The sequence below is a fragment of the Methylocystis sp. genome (genome assembly GCF_051062815.1).
Taxonomy (GTDB): Bacteria; Pseudomonadota; Alphaproteobacteria; order Rhizobiales; family Beijerinckiaceae; genus Methylocystis.
Map to the genome: position 1 here is coordinate 12,065 of NZ_JBPFDU010000050.1, position 16,337 is coordinate 28,401.

At 62.7% G+C, this 16,337-nt stretch carries 20 protein-coding genes; 9 read left to right on the forward strand and 11 right to left on the reverse strand.

Annotated elements, in window-relative coordinates:
- The 4 genes from merA to merT form a co-directional block, all read right to left on the reverse strand.
- The gene (gene merA / locus ACR65W_RS07845; RefSeq protein ID WP_434499560.1) at positions 1-1,677 is read right to left on the reverse strand and encodes a mercury(II) reductase; all 1,677 of its coding nucleotides are present in this window, start codon (positions 1,675-1,677) and stop codon (positions 1-3) included.
- 339 nt (positions 1,678-2,016) lie between these two features.
- Positions 2,017-2,262: a mercury resistance system transport protein MerF gene (gene merF / locus ACR65W_RS07850; protein ID WP_434499559.1), complete on the reverse strand. Its 246-nt coding sequence runs from the start codon at positions 2,260-2,262 to the stop codon at positions 2,017-2,019.
- Between the two features lie 3 nt (positions 2,263-2,265).
- Entirely contained in the window at positions 2,266-2,544 is a 279-nt protein-coding gene (gene merP, locus ACR65W_RS07855; RefSeq protein WP_434499558.1) for a mercury resistance system periplasmic binding protein MerP, read from the reverse strand.
- Positions 2,545-2,556: 12 nt separating this feature from the next.
- Positions 2,557-2,967, reverse strand: a complete 411-nt coding sequence (gene merT, locus ACR65W_RS07860; RefSeq protein ID WP_434499557.1) for a mercuric ion transporter MerT — start codon at positions 2,965-2,967, stop codon at positions 2,557-2,559.
- A gap of 283 nt (positions 2,968-3,250) precedes the next feature.
- Between merT and ACR65W_RS07865 the strand changes: the two genes are divergently transcribed.
- Positions 3,251-3,688 (forward strand): MerR family transcriptional regulator, encoded by a 438-nt coding sequence (locus ACR65W_RS07865; protein WP_434499556.1) that lies wholly within the window; start codon positions 3,251-3,253, stop codon positions 3,686-3,688.
- 121 nt (positions 3,689-3,809) lie between these two features.
- On the opposite strand, the gene ACR65W_RS07870 is transcribed toward ACR65W_RS07865, so the two are convergent.
- Positions 3,810-3,977, reverse strand: coding sequence for a hypothetical protein (locus ACR65W_RS07870; protein ID WP_434499555.1), 168 nt, complete (start codon positions 3,975-3,977; stop codon positions 3,810-3,812).
- A 374-nt stretch (positions 3,978-4,351) separates the two neighbouring features.
- Here ACR65W_RS07870 and ACR65W_RS07875 point away from each other — a divergent pair, with 374 nt between their 5' ends.
- From ACR65W_RS07875 to ACR65W_RS07905, 7 genes are all read left to right on the forward strand, one after another.
- Positions 4,352-4,738, forward strand: a complete 387-nt coding sequence (locus tag ACR65W_RS07875; protein ID WP_434499554.1) for a single-stranded DNA-binding protein — start codon at positions 4,352-4,354, stop codon at positions 4,736-4,738.
- Positions 4,739-5,377: 639 nt separating this feature from the next.
- Positions 5,378-6,121 carry a ParA family protein gene (locus ACR65W_RS07880; protein ID WP_434499553.1) on the forward strand — a complete coding sequence of 248 codons (744 nt, stop codon included), beginning with the start codon at positions 5,378-5,380 and terminating at the stop codon, positions 6,119-6,121.
- An 11-nt stretch (positions 6,122-6,132) separates the two neighbouring features.
- Positions 6,133-7,104: a ParB/RepB/Spo0J family partition protein gene (locus tag ACR65W_RS07885; RefSeq protein WP_434502499.1), complete on the forward strand. Its 972-nt coding sequence runs from the start codon at positions 6,133-6,135 to the stop codon at positions 7,102-7,104.
- Positions 7,105-7,255: 151 nt separating this feature from the next.
- A complete protein-coding gene (locus ACR65W_RS07890; RefSeq protein ID WP_434499551.1) occupies positions 7,256-7,774 on the forward strand; it encodes a plasmid mobilization protein in 519 nt (172 codons plus the stop codon).
- The gene (locus tag ACR65W_RS07895) at positions 7,771-8,853 is read left to right on the forward strand and encodes a relaxase/mobilization nuclease domain-containing protein (protein WP_434499550.1); all 1,083 of its coding nucleotides are present in this window, start codon (positions 7,771-7,773) and stop codon (positions 8,851-8,853) included. The genes ACR65W_RS07890 and ACR65W_RS07895 overlap by 4 nt, the downstream gene beginning before the upstream one ends.
- A 114-nt stretch (positions 8,854-8,967) precedes the next feature.
- A complete protein-coding gene (locus ACR65W_RS07900) occupies positions 8,968-9,249 on the forward strand; it encodes a type II toxin-antitoxin system RelE/ParE family toxin (protein ID WP_434499549.1) in 282 nt (93 codons plus the stop codon).
- Between the two features lie 33 nt (positions 9,250-9,282).
- Positions 9,283-9,588: a HigA family addiction module antitoxin gene (locus ACR65W_RS07905; RefSeq protein ID WP_256036514.1), complete on the forward strand. Its 306-nt coding sequence runs from the start codon at positions 9,283-9,285 to the stop codon at positions 9,586-9,588.
- 306 nt (positions 9,589-9,894) lie between these two features.
- On the opposite strand, the gene ACR65W_RS07910 is transcribed toward ACR65W_RS07905, so the two are convergent.
- Complete coding sequence (locus ACR65W_RS07910; protein ID WP_434499548.1) at positions 9,895-10,239, reverse strand: hypothetical protein; 345 nt, start codon at positions 10,237-10,239, stop codon at positions 9,895-9,897.
- Positions 10,240-10,403: 164 nt separating this feature from the next.
- On the opposite strand from ACR65W_RS07910, the gene ACR65W_RS07915 reads away from it, so the two are divergent.
- The gene (locus ACR65W_RS07915; protein WP_434499547.1) at positions 10,404-10,676 is read left to right on the forward strand and encodes a helix-turn-helix domain-containing protein; all 273 of its coding nucleotides are present in this window, start codon (positions 10,404-10,406) and stop codon (positions 10,674-10,676) included.
- Positions 10,677-10,694: 18 nt separating this feature from the next.
- On the opposite strand, the gene ACR65W_RS07920 is transcribed toward ACR65W_RS07915, so the two are convergent.
- The 5 genes from ACR65W_RS07920 to ACR65W_RS07940 form a co-directional block, all read right to left on the reverse strand.
- The gene (locus tag ACR65W_RS07920; protein WP_434499546.1) at positions 10,695-11,684 is read right to left on the reverse strand and encodes an LPD7 domain-containing protein; all 990 of its coding nucleotides are present in this window, start codon (positions 11,682-11,684) and stop codon (positions 10,695-10,697) included.
- Positions 11,685-11,703: 19 nt separating this feature from the next.
- Positions 11,704-13,650, reverse strand: coding sequence for a type IV secretory system conjugative DNA transfer family protein (locus ACR65W_RS07925; RefSeq protein WP_434499545.1), 1,947 nt, complete (start codon positions 13,648-13,650; stop codon positions 11,704-11,706).
- The gene (virB11, locus tag ACR65W_RS07930; RefSeq protein ID WP_434502501.1) at positions 13,616-14,647 is read right to left on the reverse strand and encodes a P-type DNA transfer ATPase VirB11; all 1,032 of its coding nucleotides are present in this window, start codon (positions 14,645-14,647) and stop codon (positions 13,616-13,618) included. The genes ACR65W_RS07925 and virB11 overlap by 35 nt, the downstream gene beginning before the upstream one ends.
- Positions 14,644-15,789: a type IV secretion system protein VirB10 gene (gene virB10, locus ACR65W_RS07935; protein WP_434499427.1), complete on the reverse strand. Its 1,146-nt coding sequence runs from the start codon at positions 15,787-15,789 to the stop codon at positions 14,644-14,646. Before virB10 ends, virB11 begins: the two co-directional genes overlap by 4 nt.
- 10 nt (positions 15,790-15,799) lie before the next feature.
- A partial coding sequence (locus ACR65W_RS07940) for a TrbG/VirB9 family P-type conjugative transfer protein (RefSeq protein ID WP_434499428.1) occupies positions 15,800-16,337 on the reverse strand: 538 nt, incomplete at its 5' end.

Below are 16,337 nucleotides of genomic sequence, written 5' to 3' on the forward strand. Positions count from 1 at the left end.
TTACCCCGCGCAGCAGGACAGTTGCTTCACGTCCTTGCTGAACGTCTGCGCGGCAAGCTTCAGCCCCTCGACCATCGTCAGGTACGGAAACAACTGATCGGCCAGTTCCTGCGCGGTCATTCGCGCTCGGATGGCGAGCGCCGCTGTTTGGATCAGTTCGCCCGCCTCCGGCGCCACGGCTTGCGCGCCAATCAGCCGTCCCGAGCCGGCTTCCGTGACAAGCTTTATGAAGCCGCGCGTGTCGAAATTGGCGAGCGCGCGCGGCACATTATCGAGCGTCAGCGTACGACTGTCTGTTTCTATGCCGGCGTGGTGCGCTTCCGCCTCGCTGTAGCCCACGGTCGCGACTTGCGGATCGGTGAACACCACGGCGGGCATCGCGGCGAGATCGAGGGCGGCATCCCCGCCGGTCATGTTGATCGCCGCGCGCGTGCCGGCGGCCGCCGCGACATAGACGAATTGCGGCTGGTCGGTGCAGTCGCCGGCGGCGTAAATGTGCGGCGCGCCGGTACGCATGTGCGCGTCGACAATGATTGCGCCCTGTGGGTCGACGGCGACGCCAGCGGCTTCCAACGCCAGCCCGCGCGTGTTGGGCGCACGGCCCGCGGCGACCAGTAACTTGTCGGCGCGCAATTCGCCGGCGCCGGTCGTGAGCACGTACTCACCGTCCGCGAACGCCACATTACTTGCTTGCGTGTGCTCCAGCACCTCGACGCCCTCGGCGCGAAACGCGGCTGTGACAGCCTCACCAATCGCCGGGTCTTCGCGGAAGAAAAGCGTGCTGCGCGCGAGGATCGTCACCTTGCTCCCAAGCCTCGCAAAGGCTTGCGCCAGTTCGACGGCCACCACCGACGAACCGATCACCGCGAGGCGCGCAGGGATCGTGTCGCTCGCCAACGCCTCGGTCGAGGTCCAGTAGGGCGTCTCTTTCAATCCCGGAATGAGCGGGACGGCCGGGCTCGCGCCCGTAGCGATCAGGCAGCGGTCGAACGTGACTTCGCGCTCGCCGCCTTCGTTCAGCTGGACGATGAGGCTGCGACTCTCTTTGAACCTGGCCTCGCCACGTAGCAGGGTGATTGCGGTATTGCCTTCCAGAATTGCCTCGTATTTGGCGTGGCGTAACTCATCGACGCGCGCCTGTTGTTGGGCGAGGAGCTTTCCGCGGTCAACCGTTGGCTCGCTCGCCCTGATGCCTTCATCGAACGGGCTGTGACGGCGCAGATGCGCGATATGAGCGGCGCGGATCATGATCTTGGAGGGGACGCAACCGACATTGACGCATGTCCCGCCGATCGTGCCGCGCTCGATGAGGGTGACGAGCGCCCCGTTCTCGGCGGCGCGCAACGCCGCCGCCATGGCCGCTCCGCCGCTGCCGATGACAGCCACCCGCAAAGGCGCGCCCCGGCGCTCTTGCCTGGCGTCTCGATCGAATATTTTACCAGGTCGTCTCTCTGGAGGGTTCGCGGCGCGGGCGCTTTTTTCAAGCACAGCTCCATAGCCTGCGGCCTGCACGGCGGCGGAAACCGCGACCGGGTCGAGCGCCCCGTCGCCGCTGACCCGCGCCGTCCCTTCGGCGTAAGAGACGTTTGCCGCACGGACTCCCGGAGCGCCGAGCAACGCCTTTTCGACATGACTCGCGCAGCCGCCGCAAGTCATGCCGGTGATCTGCAGGACCACAGCATCCCCTTCCTGCCTTGGCTCCGTTGGCTCGCGCGCGGCGTGGCCCCCGCAGCACGCGGCATCCCGCGCGGGAGCGCGCCGCTGTCCGAGGGCGTTACGCAAGCTAGCCAGAATCGGCGTGGCGTAGCTGGCCGCGATCGCCAACGAGCCGGCGACCGTTGTCCTGAACGAGGTCCGTTGGTCCATGGCTGATTTCCTCATCTCGGAGGGATGACGTCCCTTCTGGCGTTTCGAAAAGCGCGTCAACGCTGGTCTTTCTTTCGTTCTTTTGGCGTAAACGCCTTCTGCTCACGGCCGACGGGAGTAGCGAGCAACGCCTTCTCGGCGGGGTTCATCTCACCTCTTCCGTTTCTGGCCCGCGCCAACATCGCAGCCGGCTACTTCCGCGCACCGGCGGCGCAGCGCATAGATCGTGACGCCAACAAAAACGAAGAGCGCCGGCAACAACACGTAGTCCAGCCATCCAGCCCACGCGGACAGACCCAAGGCGCTAAGCAGGATCACGAAAATCGGCGTTGTGCAGCACACTGCGGCGACCGCCGTGCCGACGATGCCGGTCTTGAGTAACGTCCGGTTGTCCATGCGTCACTTCTTGACGTCGGACGGATAACCGGCCCCTTCGGTCGCCTTGGTGAGCGCTTCGACGTTTGTTTTCGCGTCGTCGTAGGTGACCACCGCTTCCTTCTTCTCGTAGCTCACCTCGGCTGCTTCCACGCCATCGACCTTGCTCAACGCCTTCTTGACCGTGATCGGGCAGGCGGCGCAGGTCATCCCGGACACGGACAGCGTGACAGTTTTAGTGGTGGCCCAGGCCGGCGCGCTGAAAACGGCGGCCAAAGCGATCATCGCGGCGAGTTTTTTCATGACGGTTCCTTTTCAGTAGAAGAGCGGAAGCACGTAAGGGAATACGGTCGCCGCTCCGATCAGCGCGGCGACGCCCCAGAAGATCGCCTTGTAGGCTGATCTCACCTGCGGCGCGGCGCAGGCCTCTCCCGGTTTGCAGGCCACGGCGGGGCGATAGATTCGGCGCCAGGCGAAGAACAGCGCAACGAACCCGGCGCTGAGGAACAGCGGCCGGAATGGTTCGAACACCTTAAAATTGCCGAGCCAGGCGCCGCTGAAACCGAGGCTCACCAGCACCAGTGGCCCAAGGCAGCAGGCCGAGGCGAGGATGGCGGCGACGCCGCCGGCGGCCAGCGCCTTGCGGCCGGATGCCCGGTTCGCCGCCGGTTCGCCGGATGCTGATCGGTCGGACGCTATTTTGTGGGCCATTATCTGTTCGGACATGGAGGTTTTCCTCGTTTCTTTCCCGAAGAGCTGTCGGATTCGGCGCGCCCGCCTCATTCGATGCGAACCCAGCGCACGGAAAGGAAAAGCAGAACGGCACTCCCTGCCGTCACCGCTAAGCCGATCGGCGTCACGCCATCTGGATGAGACCAGGACCTTCGCCGTCACACACCGTCGCCCCCTCCATCGTGTTGCTTGCCAGCGCCGTCCGGCCGGAGTAATCAGACTGTAGGGCCTGTAGCCGCTACAGGGTCAAGAGGATTTTTTTCCGTGAGGGCGGGCTGTGAAAACGAGGGAGAGGTTCTCGATTGGCGACTTGGCGAAAAAGAGCGGCGTCAACATCGAGACGGTCCGCTATTACGAGAAGATCGGCGTCATGCCGGCGCCCGATCGCAGCGCGAACGGATACCGCGTCTACGGCGCCGACCATCTCAAGCGCTTGAGCTTCGTGCGGCGCAGCCGGCAACTTGGCTTCAGCCTCTACGAAATTCGCGGCCTGCTTCGCCTCGTGGATGGACACGCTTACACCTGCGCGCAAGTTCGTGAGCTTACGCTGGATCACCTCGCGGAGATCCAGCGTAAGATCGCCGACTTGAAGCGGCTCGAAAGAGTGATGGAGGACATGGCGGCTCAATGCAGTGGGGACCGGGTGCCTGAATGCGCGGTCATCGACGCTCTCTTCGATGCGCGGCCGGCAGCCGTTGAACCCTGTGGGCGTTAACTGCCAATGCCGACGGCAACCTCCGTCATGAGGCGGCGGCGGCGGTAAATCTTTCCTTGCTCCAGTTCATGCGGCACCCTGCTCATGGGCCGTCTTTCTTTTTTGGTGCGAGCCGCTTGCCTTACGCCTGCGCATGCTGAACCGCGACGACCTCGGCCTTGAGGAATTGGACGTGAAGCTCGCCGAGAATGGCCGGCGACGCCGCGCCACAGTGATCAGGCGGTTTCTCGCAGGTGACTTTGTCTGCGGTCGGCGCACAGATGACTTCGTTTTCTGAAAGCGCTGCCATTCTCTTCGCCTTGCGGTCTCGGGAAAGCCGGCTGCGTTGAAATCGAAGCGCTCGCTCGCCGACGCTCGCGGAACCCGCCGTTCCGACGCCGAATTCGCTGCATCTTATTCCGTCGCTCTCAATTGTGAGCATCCGCCTCCGGTTGCATGGCGTTTCGTCCTATGGCCGCAGTCGCCGCCCAAAACCCTGCGGCCGCGACAATTTCCCCCTTGGCGCTGCGCGCCAATTCCTCGCGCACCAAAATTGCCGTGGCTTCGGGTCCTCCGCTCTGCTCCGGCCTCGCGCCTTTCGGCGCTTCGGTTCTGGCGTCGCCTTCGCGGCCATCACGGACAGCCATCGCAACCGGGGCTGGCGTTCCAACAATGGAGAGCAAGATGAAAACCTTCGCGGAATTCCAGATCCTCGGCCGCATCGGCAAGGTTCGTGAAGTTGGGCAGACGACGCGCGTTTCGATCTGCGCCAACTACGCCTTCAAAGACCGCAACGGCGAGACGAAGGACAAGCCCTATTGGAACGAAATCACGATCTGGAGCGAGAGCGCCCGCAAATATGTCCGCGACTATGCGAAGCCCGGCGATCTGGTGGTTGCGCGCGGCACGCTGAAGCAAGGCAGCTTCGAGAAGGACGGCGACAAGGTCTACACCGTCGACCTAAACTGCGAGGACTTCTCGATCCTCGCCTCCGCCAAGACGGACAAGTCCGACAAGGATGAGGCTGATGCGGCGACCGAGGAGCCGAAGAAGGCCACGAAGCGCAAGTGACCCTTGCACGGGGCGGCCATGCGCCGCCCCGTCTCTTGCGCCTATTTCGCATTTACGACGCCAGCAGATCGCTGGCAGCTTTTTTGTTGTGGTGTGGCGCCCTATCGACGGAGAGTATCGCGGCGACTTATTTCTCAAGCAGTGGCCGCCGCTCTCTGCATCCGGTGCCGTAACAGAAGCGCGCCATGTCGTCGGCGCGTCTGCCGCGCCCGTTACGGCTGTCACGCGCATGCCGTAAAAAGGGCGAACCGAGACTTTCGAGAACACCGTGGTTTGCACCACCGCTTCGACCAGGCGGCAACGAAGCGTTTCGTTGCGCCCGTCGTGAAGCAGCAATATCGGATCGTGGTTTGCACCACGTTGAAGGGCACTGAAGCACGTCGCGCGGCGCGCCGCTAACCAAGCCGATCATTATCTCCGGAATAATTTCCCACCGGTGAATCTCTACAGAAAACGTGGCTGCCGCACTCATCGCGCAAACGAGGCGTCATCGGTTCTGGCTTCCTCACCCTGTCCATTGTGACAGGGCGACTCCAATCGCGAGTCGCGTCATTGGTCGCAGGAAGTCGGCGCCGTGGTGCAAACCACGGTTACGGCCGCACCCCCTACAGGCGTTCTGTTCTGAAGGCGACCAGCCGCATGAAGACGATTGTGATCAATAACCAGAAGGGCGGCGTCGGCAAGACGACGCTCGCGGTGCATCTGGCCTGGTATCTGGCGGAAGCCGGTCGCCGCGTCTTGATCCTCGACCTAGATGCTCAAGCGAACGCGACCGACACTCTCGCCCGTCATGCAGGGAACGCCTCCGCAGCGGACTTATTCCGGCCTGCGGCGCCTATTGCTCCCAGCGGAATCGAAGGCCTCACTCTCGCTCCAGCCGACACCTCCTTGACCGACGTCGATCGTGGCGACGCAGCTGCAATCCCGACGCTGGGACAAAACCTCGCCGCGGCGAACGAGCATTTCGACGTATGCGTCATCGATACGCCTCCTTCTCTCGGGCTGCGCAGCGTAGCGGCGCTTGTTGCCGCCACTCACGTGCTCTCTCCGATCTATCTCGAGGACTACTCGGTCAAGGGCGTAAAGGGACTGCTGCAAACCTTCGTTGGCGTTCAAAAACGATATGGACGGTCCGATGCGACGTTTCTCGGCCTGTTGCCATCTCTCTTTAACAGCAAGTCGCCACGTCAGCGGGCGCATCTCGAGCAACTGCTCCGGGACGCGGGCAAATATGTCTTCCCTGGCCACGTCGTGGCGCGCGACGGCTACGCGGAAGCGGTCGCCGAACGAGCGCCAGTATGGACATTGAAGCGGCGTTCGGCGCAGGAAGCCGGCCGCGAGATTCGGGCAGTGTTGGCCAATATCGTCGAACGCGCCGGCTGAGGGGGGATCGGATGGCTCTCGACCTCAGCTTCAAGGACCTCGTCGATGCCGCTGTGCGGAACGCAGGCATCGAGGGCCGCCCGCTGCTCATCCCGCTCTCCCAGATCGATGAAGATCGCGACCAGCCACGGCGCGTCTTCAACGAAGATGAACTTGCCCAGCTCGCGGACTCCATTCGACTAGTGGGAATACTGCAGCCGATCGTGGTGCGGCCTGGCGAGGTCTCGGGGCGTTACTTCATCATCATGGGCGCGCGCAGGTATCGGGCGGCGCGACTCGCCGGCCTCGACTCAGTGCCCGCCATCGTCCAAGAGGGATGTGCGCCCGATCGCTATGCGCAGATCATCGAAAACATTCAGCGTAACGATCTTGCCACTGCTGAAATCGCTAATTTCATCATGGCGAGACTCGAAGCAGGGGAGAAGCAGGCTGATATCGCCCGCAAGCTCGGCAAGCCGAGGGACTGGGTTTCACGTTTCGCCGCCATTCCGAAAATGCCGGGCTTTCTTCAAGGGAAGCTCCACACCTGCTCCATTCGCGCCGTCTATGAGCTCTACCAGGCTTGGCGCGCGCAACCCGAAGCGATCGAACTGGTCTGCTCGACACAGGAAAGCTTCACCGATGCTCAAGCGCGGCGCATCGCGCACGAGCTGCGTGATCCGTCGTTCACGTCCGCTCTGAGTGCGTCCGGCGATATTCCGAGCACCGCTCCAGTCATCGAGAGCTCAAGACCGAATATTCCGCGGTCTGTTCAGAACGAGCGCCACCAAACTTCTGCACGTGCGCGCAGTCCACACGAGCAACGCAGAAGCAAATCCGCTGTTTCGATCCTGGTGCAGCACGGCGATCGCACAGGCCGCTTGCTCACTGATGAACCTTCTAACAAAGGGACCCGATTCGCGTCGGTGCGCTTTTTCGAAACCGGTCAGACAGAGGAAGTTCCGGTTTCCGAGCTGCGCATCGAAGAGATCGCGCCATGTTAATGTCCGCAATCTCGGCTCCGCACGTTTTGCCTTTCACTTGCCCAATAGCTCATGAGAAACGATCTTTTCGTAGGAGGAATTACGAAGCGATTCTAGTGCAGGATAGGCTTTGCGCCAGCGATGTAATACATCGCGACAGGGTCAGCGGCCGATGGCGCTAATCTCGCTCCGCATTCCCGACGACGTGGCGGCGCGCTTTGCAGCGCTCGCCGTAACCGAGGGTGGCAAATCGGCGCTGCTACGCCGCCTCATCACTGACGCGCTCGACATGCGAGCGCCAGGCGCCGCGCCATTGCCGATCGGCAGGCCTGAGAAGGTCACGTTGCGCTTTCGCGACAGCGAAATGCGCCAGCTCTCCGAGATCGCGCATCGGCGGGGCATGACGCGGACCGGCTGGATCGTCGCCCTTGTGCGTGCGCGATTGGGATCGCCGGTGCAGCCTTCTGCCGACGAACGTGAAGCGCTGCGCGCCATCCTGCGCGAGCTCAATCGCATCGGCGCGAACGTCAACCAGATTGCGCGCGCGGCGAACGCCGGCGTTCAACACGGCAGGGCATCGAAAGTAGGTCTGTCTGAAATCCGTGAAGCGAAAGCTGTTGTCGAAAGCGCGCTCACGGAGCTGCGCAGAATATTTGGGGACAATGCCGATTACTGGAGAGCAGGCGGATGAGCCGGCGTCGCTCGCTGCGCGAGGCGGACCTGTTCGCGGAACTGCCCCCGATCTCTTATGTCTGGCAAACGCCCATTCGGCGTCCGCGGCCGGCGGAATGGGATATTCCTGATAGCGTGCGATCCGGACGGCTGACCCCGGCGATGCGCGCCAAGTTGGAGCGCATCGTCAAACGAGCGCTGGAAGTGATGGTGAAAATCACCGGTCGCACCAAGAGTGTCGAGCATCTCAAGTCGCATTTCGAATACATTACCCGCAACGGCGAGCTCGCCGGCGAGACGGAACAGGGCGCGCTGTTGGTGGGGCGCGTAGGGTTGAAGGACCTGCAAAGTCGATGGGCGGACGACGCGGCTCTCGATAACAGGCGGCGCCGCGATGGATCGCTTTCGGTCAACGTCATTCTATCTATGCCGGCCGGGACCGATGCCGCCGCCGTCAAGGACGCGGCCCGGGCTTTCGCCATCGAGACTTTCGGCGAAAATCACGATTTCGTATTCGTGCAGCATCTCGAGGACAAACATCCTCACGTCCATTTGACCGTTCGCTCGCTCGGCCACGACGGCAAACGTCTCAATCCTCGCAAGGCCGACCTGCAGGTCTGGCGCGAGCGGTTCGCCGGGGAATTGAGGTTGCGGGGGATCGCGGCGGAGGCGTCGCCGCGGCGAACCCGCGGCAAGGTACGGAAGGCGGACCGCGGGACCATTCTGGCTCTCCGCAAACGCGAGATCACGCCCTATGTCGATCGACGCGCGCGGGAGGAGGTCTTGCGTGAGGCCGTCGAAGGCAAGAGCGCGGAGCGGCCCTGGGAAAAACAAATCCAATCCCGCCAGGAGGGGATCCGTCGGCGCTATCTGGATTACGCCTCGGAACTCGAGCGCACGGGGGAGGCGACCGATCAAACGCTCGCGCGGCAGATGCGTGAATTCGTCCGCGACATGCCAACAATCGAAACAAGGCGGCATGCTCTGAGCCGCGAGCTCGCAGATTTCGTCAAAAATCGCCAACGCCAAAGGGGTGCTGAGCGCAAAGAGGATTCTGGAGGGCACGATAAGCCGCGTGATGGCGATCGAGAAAAATAAGCTGCTGCTTGCCGGCAGGGAGCTGGATCAGTAGAACGGCCTCGAATTGAGGCCGCCTCACTGGTTGATACGGTGTAGCTTGGCACCTGTATCATTCTATGATACATACCGTTTGTGATCAGGAGCTTCCGGAACAAGACGACTGAAGCCCTCTTCAACGGCGAGAGTCCGAAGGGCTTTCCGGCCGACTTGGTCAAGGCGGCGCGCCGGAAACTGCGCTACCTCAACGCCGCGGGCGATCTCGGAGACTTGAGGGCGCCGCCGGGCAACCGGCTTGAAGCGCTTGTGGGCGATCGGAAAGGGCAACACTCGATCCGCATCAACGACCAATTCCGGCTATGCTTTGTTTGGACGGCCGAAGGCCCGGCGGAGGTCGAGATCGTGGACTACCACTAGAATCGTGGACTACCACTAGAAGAGAACGAGACGGTGACCAAGAAGCTCAAGCCAATGCATCCCGGTGAGGTTTTGCGGGAAGAGTTCCTCATTCCGCTCGAAATGTCGGCGGGCGCTCTTGCTAAGGTATGCGGCTTGCCGCGCACGCGAATTGAGCGGATCGCCAACGAGCAGACCGGCATTACGGCGGACACTGCGCTGAGGCTTGCCAAGGCGCTCGATACGACGGCGCAGCTTTGGCTCAATCTGCAGACCGATTATGATGTGCAAGTCGCGGTGCGCAATCTCGGCAAGACTCTCGATCGGATCGAGACCATAAACGGGCCGAAGGCGGCCTAACTAACCGGCTCCGCGAATCTACCTCTTGAGACTGCTGGCTTAATCGAGGGCCGTCACTCCTCAAGTCCCGCCCTCAAGCGCGACGAGGGTATGATAGGCGGTGTCGAGTTCCGCCGTCGCATTGCTGAGGGCAAGGCGCTCTCATTCGATTTGGAAATCGCTGCCTGCCCCTGTTCTGCCACTTCCCGGCGATCGAGGACGCCGCCTGTCAGATGGACTGCGTCCTCCGTTAAGTCACGGCGCCGCCTGTCTCAAATCGCCTGTTGGGCTGGTTAACCGCATGGCGGGCCAGCCGCAAGCCGTCGGTCAGGGTAGCTCGCCGGCGGCGCTCACACCAGGGATGTAGCCCAACTGCTCATCCAAGGCGGCGAGAGCCCGGAAAGCCGAATCGAGCGTCGCGGTGGCTTCGCTCAGAGCGGTGCGGATTTCACCCAGCCTGGAAATGGCTTCCTGGTCCGCTGCGCTGACCTCGGGTTTCACGCGCGCAGCCCCGCCCTTGGCCTTCGCGATTTCAAAGCGATTGAGCCGCTTGTAGACTTCCTGGCGCGCGGCCGCCTCTTCCTGTTCCAGCGCCTCCGCCTTGGCATATGCCTCGCGATAGCGCTGCAGCGCCTCGATGGCTTTTTTCTCGAGATCAGCCTTCTCGCCCATGCTCTCATCCCAGGCCAATGGTTCGATGATTAGAGGTAGTTCGGCTGAAGAAACTTTTAACGGCTTCGAGCCGCCCATCTGTTTAAGCCGAATATCCCAAAATGGGATAATTCTAAAACCGGATTATCGGACGAGCTCGCTTTCTTCGAGCCCCGTCCGCATCGATGTCCAAGACGCTTCGATCGCCTCGCCACCGCCAGTTCTTGGCGTTGCTGGTTCAGGCGCGACAGGAGCGCGGGCTAACCCAGGCGCAGGTTGCGGCGAGACTGCGAAAACCGCAATCATTCATCGCAAAAGTGGAAGGCGGCGAGCGGCGGCTCGACGTCATCGAATTCATCGATCTCGCTTCCGCTTTGCGTGTCCATCCGGCCGAGCTGATCGAACGCTTGCAGCCGGCGCGTGGGGCGAAGCGCGTTTCTCTGAAATCGAAAGAATAAGATCGGGCGTGGCGCGTATCAGCGTTCCCGCTGACGGTTCCTTTCCCGGACCTCTTCAGGGTTTCGCCGAGCCTCGCCCCTGTCGGTTCGCGACCTGTTGTCTTCCGATACTTGCTCCTTGACGATCGCCCGTTCGAAGGAGCGCCCCTGTTCGAGGTGCTGAGCGATACGCTCTCTCGCCGCATCAAGGATTTTTTCACGCGCTTGCGGGTCGCGCGGGAAGGCGCGTTCGAGAGCTTTTTCAATGATCGCGAGCTGCGATTGCGCGGCGACGAGGTCCGCGTCTCCCGCCGCCGCCTTACGATCGGCGGCGCGGAATTTTTCCGCCCGCGCCCGCCAACGGCCGTGCGCAATCGGCCGCCGATCGGCGCTCAGCTTGCCGGGGGAGGCGTCGATCGCTGTGACGTTGTGCGGGGCTCGGTCGACGCCGTTCCGGCGCGCCTCGAATCGATTGCCGGGCTTCGCCTTGGTCAAGTTCGAACGGTTCCACAATTCCGGCGGGCGCCGATTTGCGCGCTCCCGCGCCTCGCGCCTGCTTGCCAACGCCCGCCGGTCGATGTCGGTCGGCTCATAGCCCGTGACTTCCATTCCACGCGCGCTTGCCTCTAACCAGGCCTCGCGCCGGAATTCCGCCGAGCCGCGAAGATGGATGGCCTGCCAGTTTCGGTGTTCCGCGACCGCGATCATGTCCTGGACCACTTGCGCGGAGGCGAGCCGCGTCGTGAGCCGGTCTTCCATGGCCTTGAAGGCGAGATATTCGCCGCGCTCGTCGGCATAGACGCGCGCTTCGGGGACCGCTCCTTCTTTCGCCTGCTGGTCGGCGACCACATAATATTTGCGCCGGACGCGATCCGGGAAACCATAATCGTGCTCCGCCGTCGGCGCTGATTTTTCGGGAGGCGGCGCGTCGTTAACAGCCTCGAGGATGGGATCGCGCTTTTCAGAGTCGCGCGCCGCCCGCGGCTCGTCGCTTTGGCGATCGTCGCCAGCCTCAGTGACGCGTTCCATTGTAAAGTCGCCTTGTGCGTCAGCCGCGTCGCTCATGTCGCTCCCCTCTCGACGTGCGCCCCGACCGTCGCGCCGGCTCGATCGCTTGGCTGTCAATATAGTTCAGAGTCCAGGCCTTCATTTCCTCGTCAGATAGCCCTTCGAGATTGACGTCGACGTCCCCGAAATCGAAAGTGGCGTCAGTCGGAATCGTCGAAGGATCGGCGATTTCTTCATCGCTTAAGGGCCGCGTCTGGAAGACGGCGCGTAGCTCCGCGACTTCAGAGCGAAGCTCCCTGATTTCGGCGTCGATGAGGGCCGTGGAGCGGCCCTTCGGCAGTTCGGGCGCCGGCGCCGGCAGCACGCGTTCGAGAAAGGCCTTGTCCTTGAAATAAACGATCTTGTCGGCGATGACCGGCGGAACGCCGGCCATCAACAGGATCGCCTTCGTTTTCGGCAGCAGCTTCAATTCCTGGGGCAGCATTAAGGCGCGGCGCTGCTCGGACACGGTTTCGCTCGTCGCCCGCATCGCCAATCCCCTTGGTCCGCTTCGGCTTGAGACCTTCACGGTGTCATAGCCGATGCGCTCTGAGAGCTCGTTCGCGACGTCCTGTTCCTTTGGCGCGAACACCACCTCGACGGCGTGATTGGTGATAAAGTTCTTCGCGAGATCCGGCCCGTAGATTGCGCGCAGTTGCGCCGGGCTCTGGATAACTGTGAGCAGACGCACGTTGAAGCCGGCGAGAAAGGCCACGGATTTCGCAAGCACATTGACGTTGCCGAGCGCGGCGAACTCGTCCAAGAGCAACAGCAGCTTGCGATTGAGCTTTTGGTTCTGCTCCGGCAATTCGCGGGTGTTGAGATCGACCACCTGCTGGAAGAACAGATTGAGGAGCGGGCTCAAGCGGTCGAGATTATCGGGCGTCACCCCGAGATAGATCGACATCGGCCGCTGCCGCAGAAGCCGCAAGTCGAAATCATTCTCCGCTGTTGCGGCGTCGATGCGCGGATTGAGCCAGAGCCCCAAACGCGCCGTCACGGTCTTGCGCACCGAGTTCAAGGTGTTCTCGGAAGCGGCCAAAAAATCATTGAGCGCGGTCACGCAATGGCGCGAGAGGGGCGACGGGCCGGATTTGCGCGCCGCTATTATCTTGTCGAAATGCTTCTTCAGATCATGGGTAGAAGAGAGCTGGCGCAGGATTTCGCCAATGGTGAAGGGCAGCCCGGGCGTTTCGGCGACATAGCCGCCGATCGCTACGAAAGCTGAGCGGGCGGCTTCGAACCAGAAGGGATCGCCGCGGCTCTCGGAGGGAAACAGCATGACGGCGATGCGTTGCAGATCATCATAGAGATCCGCCGGCTCGCTGCGCACATAAGAGAGAGGATTGTATCGGGCGGTGCGGCCGCTCTCGTCGAGGGGATCGAAGAGATGGACTTCCTGCTCATGCGCGGCGCGAAAGCCCGCCGATTTATCCCAATTCTCCTTTTTTACGTCGAGGACGACGACCGAATCCGACCAGTTGAGGAGATTGGGAATGACGTAGCCGACGCCCTTGCCGGTGCGGGTCGGGGCGTAGACGAGAACATGCTCCGAGCCCCCGAAGCAGAGGAGAGAGCCGTCCTTGCGTCCGAGCAGCAGGCCTTGCCGCGCACGCAGGCCCGCCTCCGCGATGTCACGTTCGCTGGCGAAGCTCGCCTTGCCGTGCAAGGGGAGGGGACGGGGCCGGAAAATCGCGCCGAGGGCGCCGAAGCAGACGACGAGGCCGGCGAGAGTTGAAAGCGTCAGCCAGCGATCGAGGCGTTTATCGGCGCCGTAATGCGCCCAGCTGGTGACGATCTCTATAAGATGGAAACCGCCGTCGTGGGTGTGAAGGCCGAGCAGGAGCACGTTCGAAGCGACGAAGAGGAAGAGCGCCGAAGCGCTGCCGACGAGCGCCGCAAAAAATGCCGCCTTAACGGGCGTGCTCGCGTTTGCGAAGTGGATCATAATAGATTTCCGTGATGCGGTAACGGCTGTCGCGCTTTTGCATTTGCACGACGACGTCGACGAGCAGCAGAAGCAGCGAGCGGATGTCGTCGCGATGGAGGTCGCGGCCTTCCGCGCTCTCTTTCACGAGAAGGGTCAATTGCTCAAAGGCGAGACGGGCGCTGTCAGCGTGCACCGTGGTGATCGATCCAGGATGTCCGGAATTCACGTTGCGCAGATAGAAGAAGGCCGTGCCGTCGCGCAACTCCTGCAACAGAATGCGATCGGGGCGCATCCGTAAACAAGATTCCAGGAGCTCGCGCGGACCGACCTTGGCGAGGCCCTGCCCATCTTTGGAGTACAGCAGCCGCACGCAGTTTTGGTGCGGGATGACGAGCTCAGCGGCGTCTTCGATGGCGATCAGCCGTTCGTCCTCGGGGATCGCCGCGATGAGCGCTTTGGAGAGCGTCGTCTTGCCGGAGCCCGTCGCTCCGGAAATGAGGATATTGCGGTGGGTCAGCACCGCGAGTTCCAGGAACTCGCGCCATCTGCCCGCTTCCTTCAAGGCGAGCAGGCGATGTTCGTCGGCGGAAAGCTCGTCGCTTGCCGCGCGCACATCGTCGAAGAGCTTCGCCTCTTCGAGGTTATGAAGAGTCATCGTCAGAGCCGCGGGCTTGCGGATCGTCAGGCTCACCGTGCCGATGGAGACGGCGGGCGGGACGACGATCTGGCAGCGCTCGTCGTGGAGAAGCGTGGTGGAGACGATCGGGCGTTCGGCGCTGACATCCTGTTTGGTGAAGGCGGCTGCGGCGGTCGCGAGATGCAGAAGGTGCTCTTGCGTCAGCGCCGACACCTCGCGCCGCGCCCAGCCGCAAGGGCCTTCGACGAAGACTTCGCCCGGGCGATTGACAACGATCTCGGTCAGGCGCTCGTCCGAGAGACAGGGCGCCAACGGTTCGAGATAGCGCTCGAGGACAAGGCGCGCGCCGCCGCGATCGCCGGTTCCGGCGGATCTCACGGCTTGGTCACCATGACGCGGTCGGCGATGGGGGCTGGAGGAGGATCGAATCTCTGGACACGCCTCTCGATGCGGCGAAGGTGATAGACGGAGGAGAAATCGAGATCGCGCGCGACGAACACATTGACGAGTTCGCCTTGGTTCTTGTTCAGCGTCGGCGGGATGTCGATCGAGTGCTGGACGGCGACGGCCGCGGCGGTATTGGCGGCGCCGGGCGCGTTGACGATCTGAATGTCGCTCGTTTGTAGCTGCTGGCGACCAATTGCGGCAGCGTCGCCGACGATCGACAATAAGAGCGCGCCGCCGAAACGCTGCCAGAAATGCGTATCGATCTCGCCATCGAATCCGGCGCGGCCGAGCGCGTCGGTTCCGGGCGAGGCGAGCGCGACGATCACGCCGGTAGGGGTTTTTGCCCGCGTCCACAGCACGAACAAGCGGTGCGAGCCGCGCCGGACATTGGCGCGATATTCGCCGACGATCTGCGTCCCCTTTTCCATCAATACGACATTGCCCGAATCCGACATCACGTCGCGTGAGACGACGCAGGAAACGAAGCCGGGAACGTTCGACGACATGGCGGTTTCGAGAACGCAAGGAATGGCGGTCCCCTGCGCGACGAGAAGATTGCGGTTGGGAAGCCGCGAAGCGCGCACGCCTTCGAGCGGGGTCGGCTGCAGTTTGTCCAAAAGCTCGTTTTGCGGCGGCGGCTCCCCGATCCCGTTGGGATAGGACCCAAATTCGTTTGTAAGCGGATTGTGAGTCGCCCGCGCCTGGAGCGGCCGGTTGTAGGCCAGCACCGGCGCGCGTCGCGCGCTCTCCATCAACTGATCGGTCGGCGAGGGCGTCAGCGCCGCAGGGGCGGGGCGCGGAATGGCGCCCGTGACCTCCGGCTCTTTCGGCGTCGGCGGCTCCCGCGCCGGTTCGAAGGTCGCCGCCTGACGGATCAGGAGTTTGTTGGGCGCGGGGTCATTTGCTTTCCTTTCGCCCTTCCATGTTCCCCAGATGATCAACGCCGCGAAGGCGGTCAGCGCCACGGCCCCGAGGCCACGCTGGAGCGTCGCTCGCCGGCTGGCTTCATTCGAGCCCGCTACCGGAGTAATGCCGCGTTCACCGGGGAGGGCGTCGGTCTGAGCTTGAGTCATTTCTCACCTTTCATCGCCGTCTGGTCGGGGCTTTCGGCAGCCGAGCGACATTGGGACTCATTGTATTCGTGCCGGGATTGACGCCCACGGGATCGAAAGCTTCGTTATAGATGCAGAGAACGTCGCCGCCCTTGCGCAGCCGAAACTCCAGCGCTGTCGCATGGACGGTGACGAGCTCGCCGCGCACGTCCTTTGGCGCAAGCGTCTCGGAGCCGTCCGAGGCGATGAGGTAAATCGCTGGCACTTCGCGATTTCCCGCAAAGCGGAAGGTCGTCTCCTTTCCGTCGTCGAATACCGCTTCGGGCTCGAGATCGATCGATCCTTGCGCCGAGAAGCGCCAGTTGCGCGCCCCATAAGCGCGAGAGACGGCGAAAGCGTCTTCGATCAGAGCCCCTTCGCGCCCGGCTCCCCGAGCCGCCGCCTCTATACGGCGGCGCTCGATCTCGTCGCCGGGATAGGCGAAGCCCACGACGAAATAGCCCTCCGCAAGCGAGCTTTCCGCGATCGACAGCTCGAATTGGTAGGAGCGCTTGCGGCCGTTGGCCCGC

Excerpts from the sequence above, each read along its gene's own strand:
- merF (WP_434499559.1), bottom strand. The coding sequence starts at position 2,262 with ATGGACAACCGGACGTTACTCAAGACCGGCATCGTCGGCACGGCGGTC.
- merP (WP_434499558.1), bottom strand. The coding sequence starts at position 2,544 with ATGAAAAAACTCGCCGCGATGATCGCTTTGGCCGCCGTTTTCAGCGCG.
- merT (WP_434499557.1), bottom strand. The coding sequence starts at position 2,967 with ATGTCCGAACAGATAATGGCCCACAAAATAGCGTCCGACCGATCAGCA.
- ACR65W_RS07870 (WP_434499555.1), bottom strand. The coding sequence starts at position 3,977 with ATGGCAGCGCTTTCAGAAAACGAAGTCATCTGTGCGCCGACCGCAGAC.
- ACR65W_RS07875 (WP_434499554.1), top strand. The coding sequence starts at position 4,352 with ATGAAAACCTTCGCGGAATTCCAGATCCTCGGCCGCATCGGCAAGGTT.
- ACR65W_RS07880 (WP_434499553.1), top strand. The coding sequence starts at position 5,378 with ATGAAGACGATTGTGATCAATAACCAGAAGGGCGGCGTCGGCAAGACG.
- ACR65W_RS07885 (WP_434502499.1), top strand. The coding sequence starts at position 6,133 with ATGGCTCTCGACCTCAGCTTCAAGGACCTCGTCGATGCCGCTGTGCGG.
- ACR65W_RS07890 (WP_434499551.1), top strand. The coding sequence starts at position 7,256 with ATGGCGCTAATCTCGCTCCGCATTCCCGACGACGTGGCGGCGCGCTTT.
- ACR65W_RS07895 (WP_434499550.1), top strand. The coding sequence starts at position 7,771 with ATGAGCCGGCGTCGCTCGCTGCGCGAGGCGGACCTGTTCGCGGAACTG.
- ACR65W_RS07910 (WP_434499548.1), bottom strand. The coding sequence starts at position 10,239 with ATGGGCGAGAAGGCTGATCTCGAGAAAAAAGCCATCGAGGCGCTGCAG.
- ACR65W_RS07915 (WP_434499547.1), top strand. The coding sequence starts at position 10,404 with ATGTCCAAGACGCTTCGATCGCCTCGCCACCGCCAGTTCTTGGCGTTG.
- ACR65W_RS07920 (WP_434499546.1), bottom strand. The coding sequence starts at position 11,684 with ATGGAACGCGTCACTGAGGCTGGCGACGATCGCCAAAGCGACGAGCCG.
- ACR65W_RS07925 (WP_434499545.1), bottom strand. The coding sequence starts at position 13,650 with ATGATCCACTTCGCAAACGCGAGCACGCCCGTTAAGGCGGCATTTTTT.
- virB10 (WP_434499427.1), bottom strand. The coding sequence starts at position 15,789 with ATGACTCAAGCTCAGACCGACGCCCTCCCCGGTGAACGCGGCATTACT.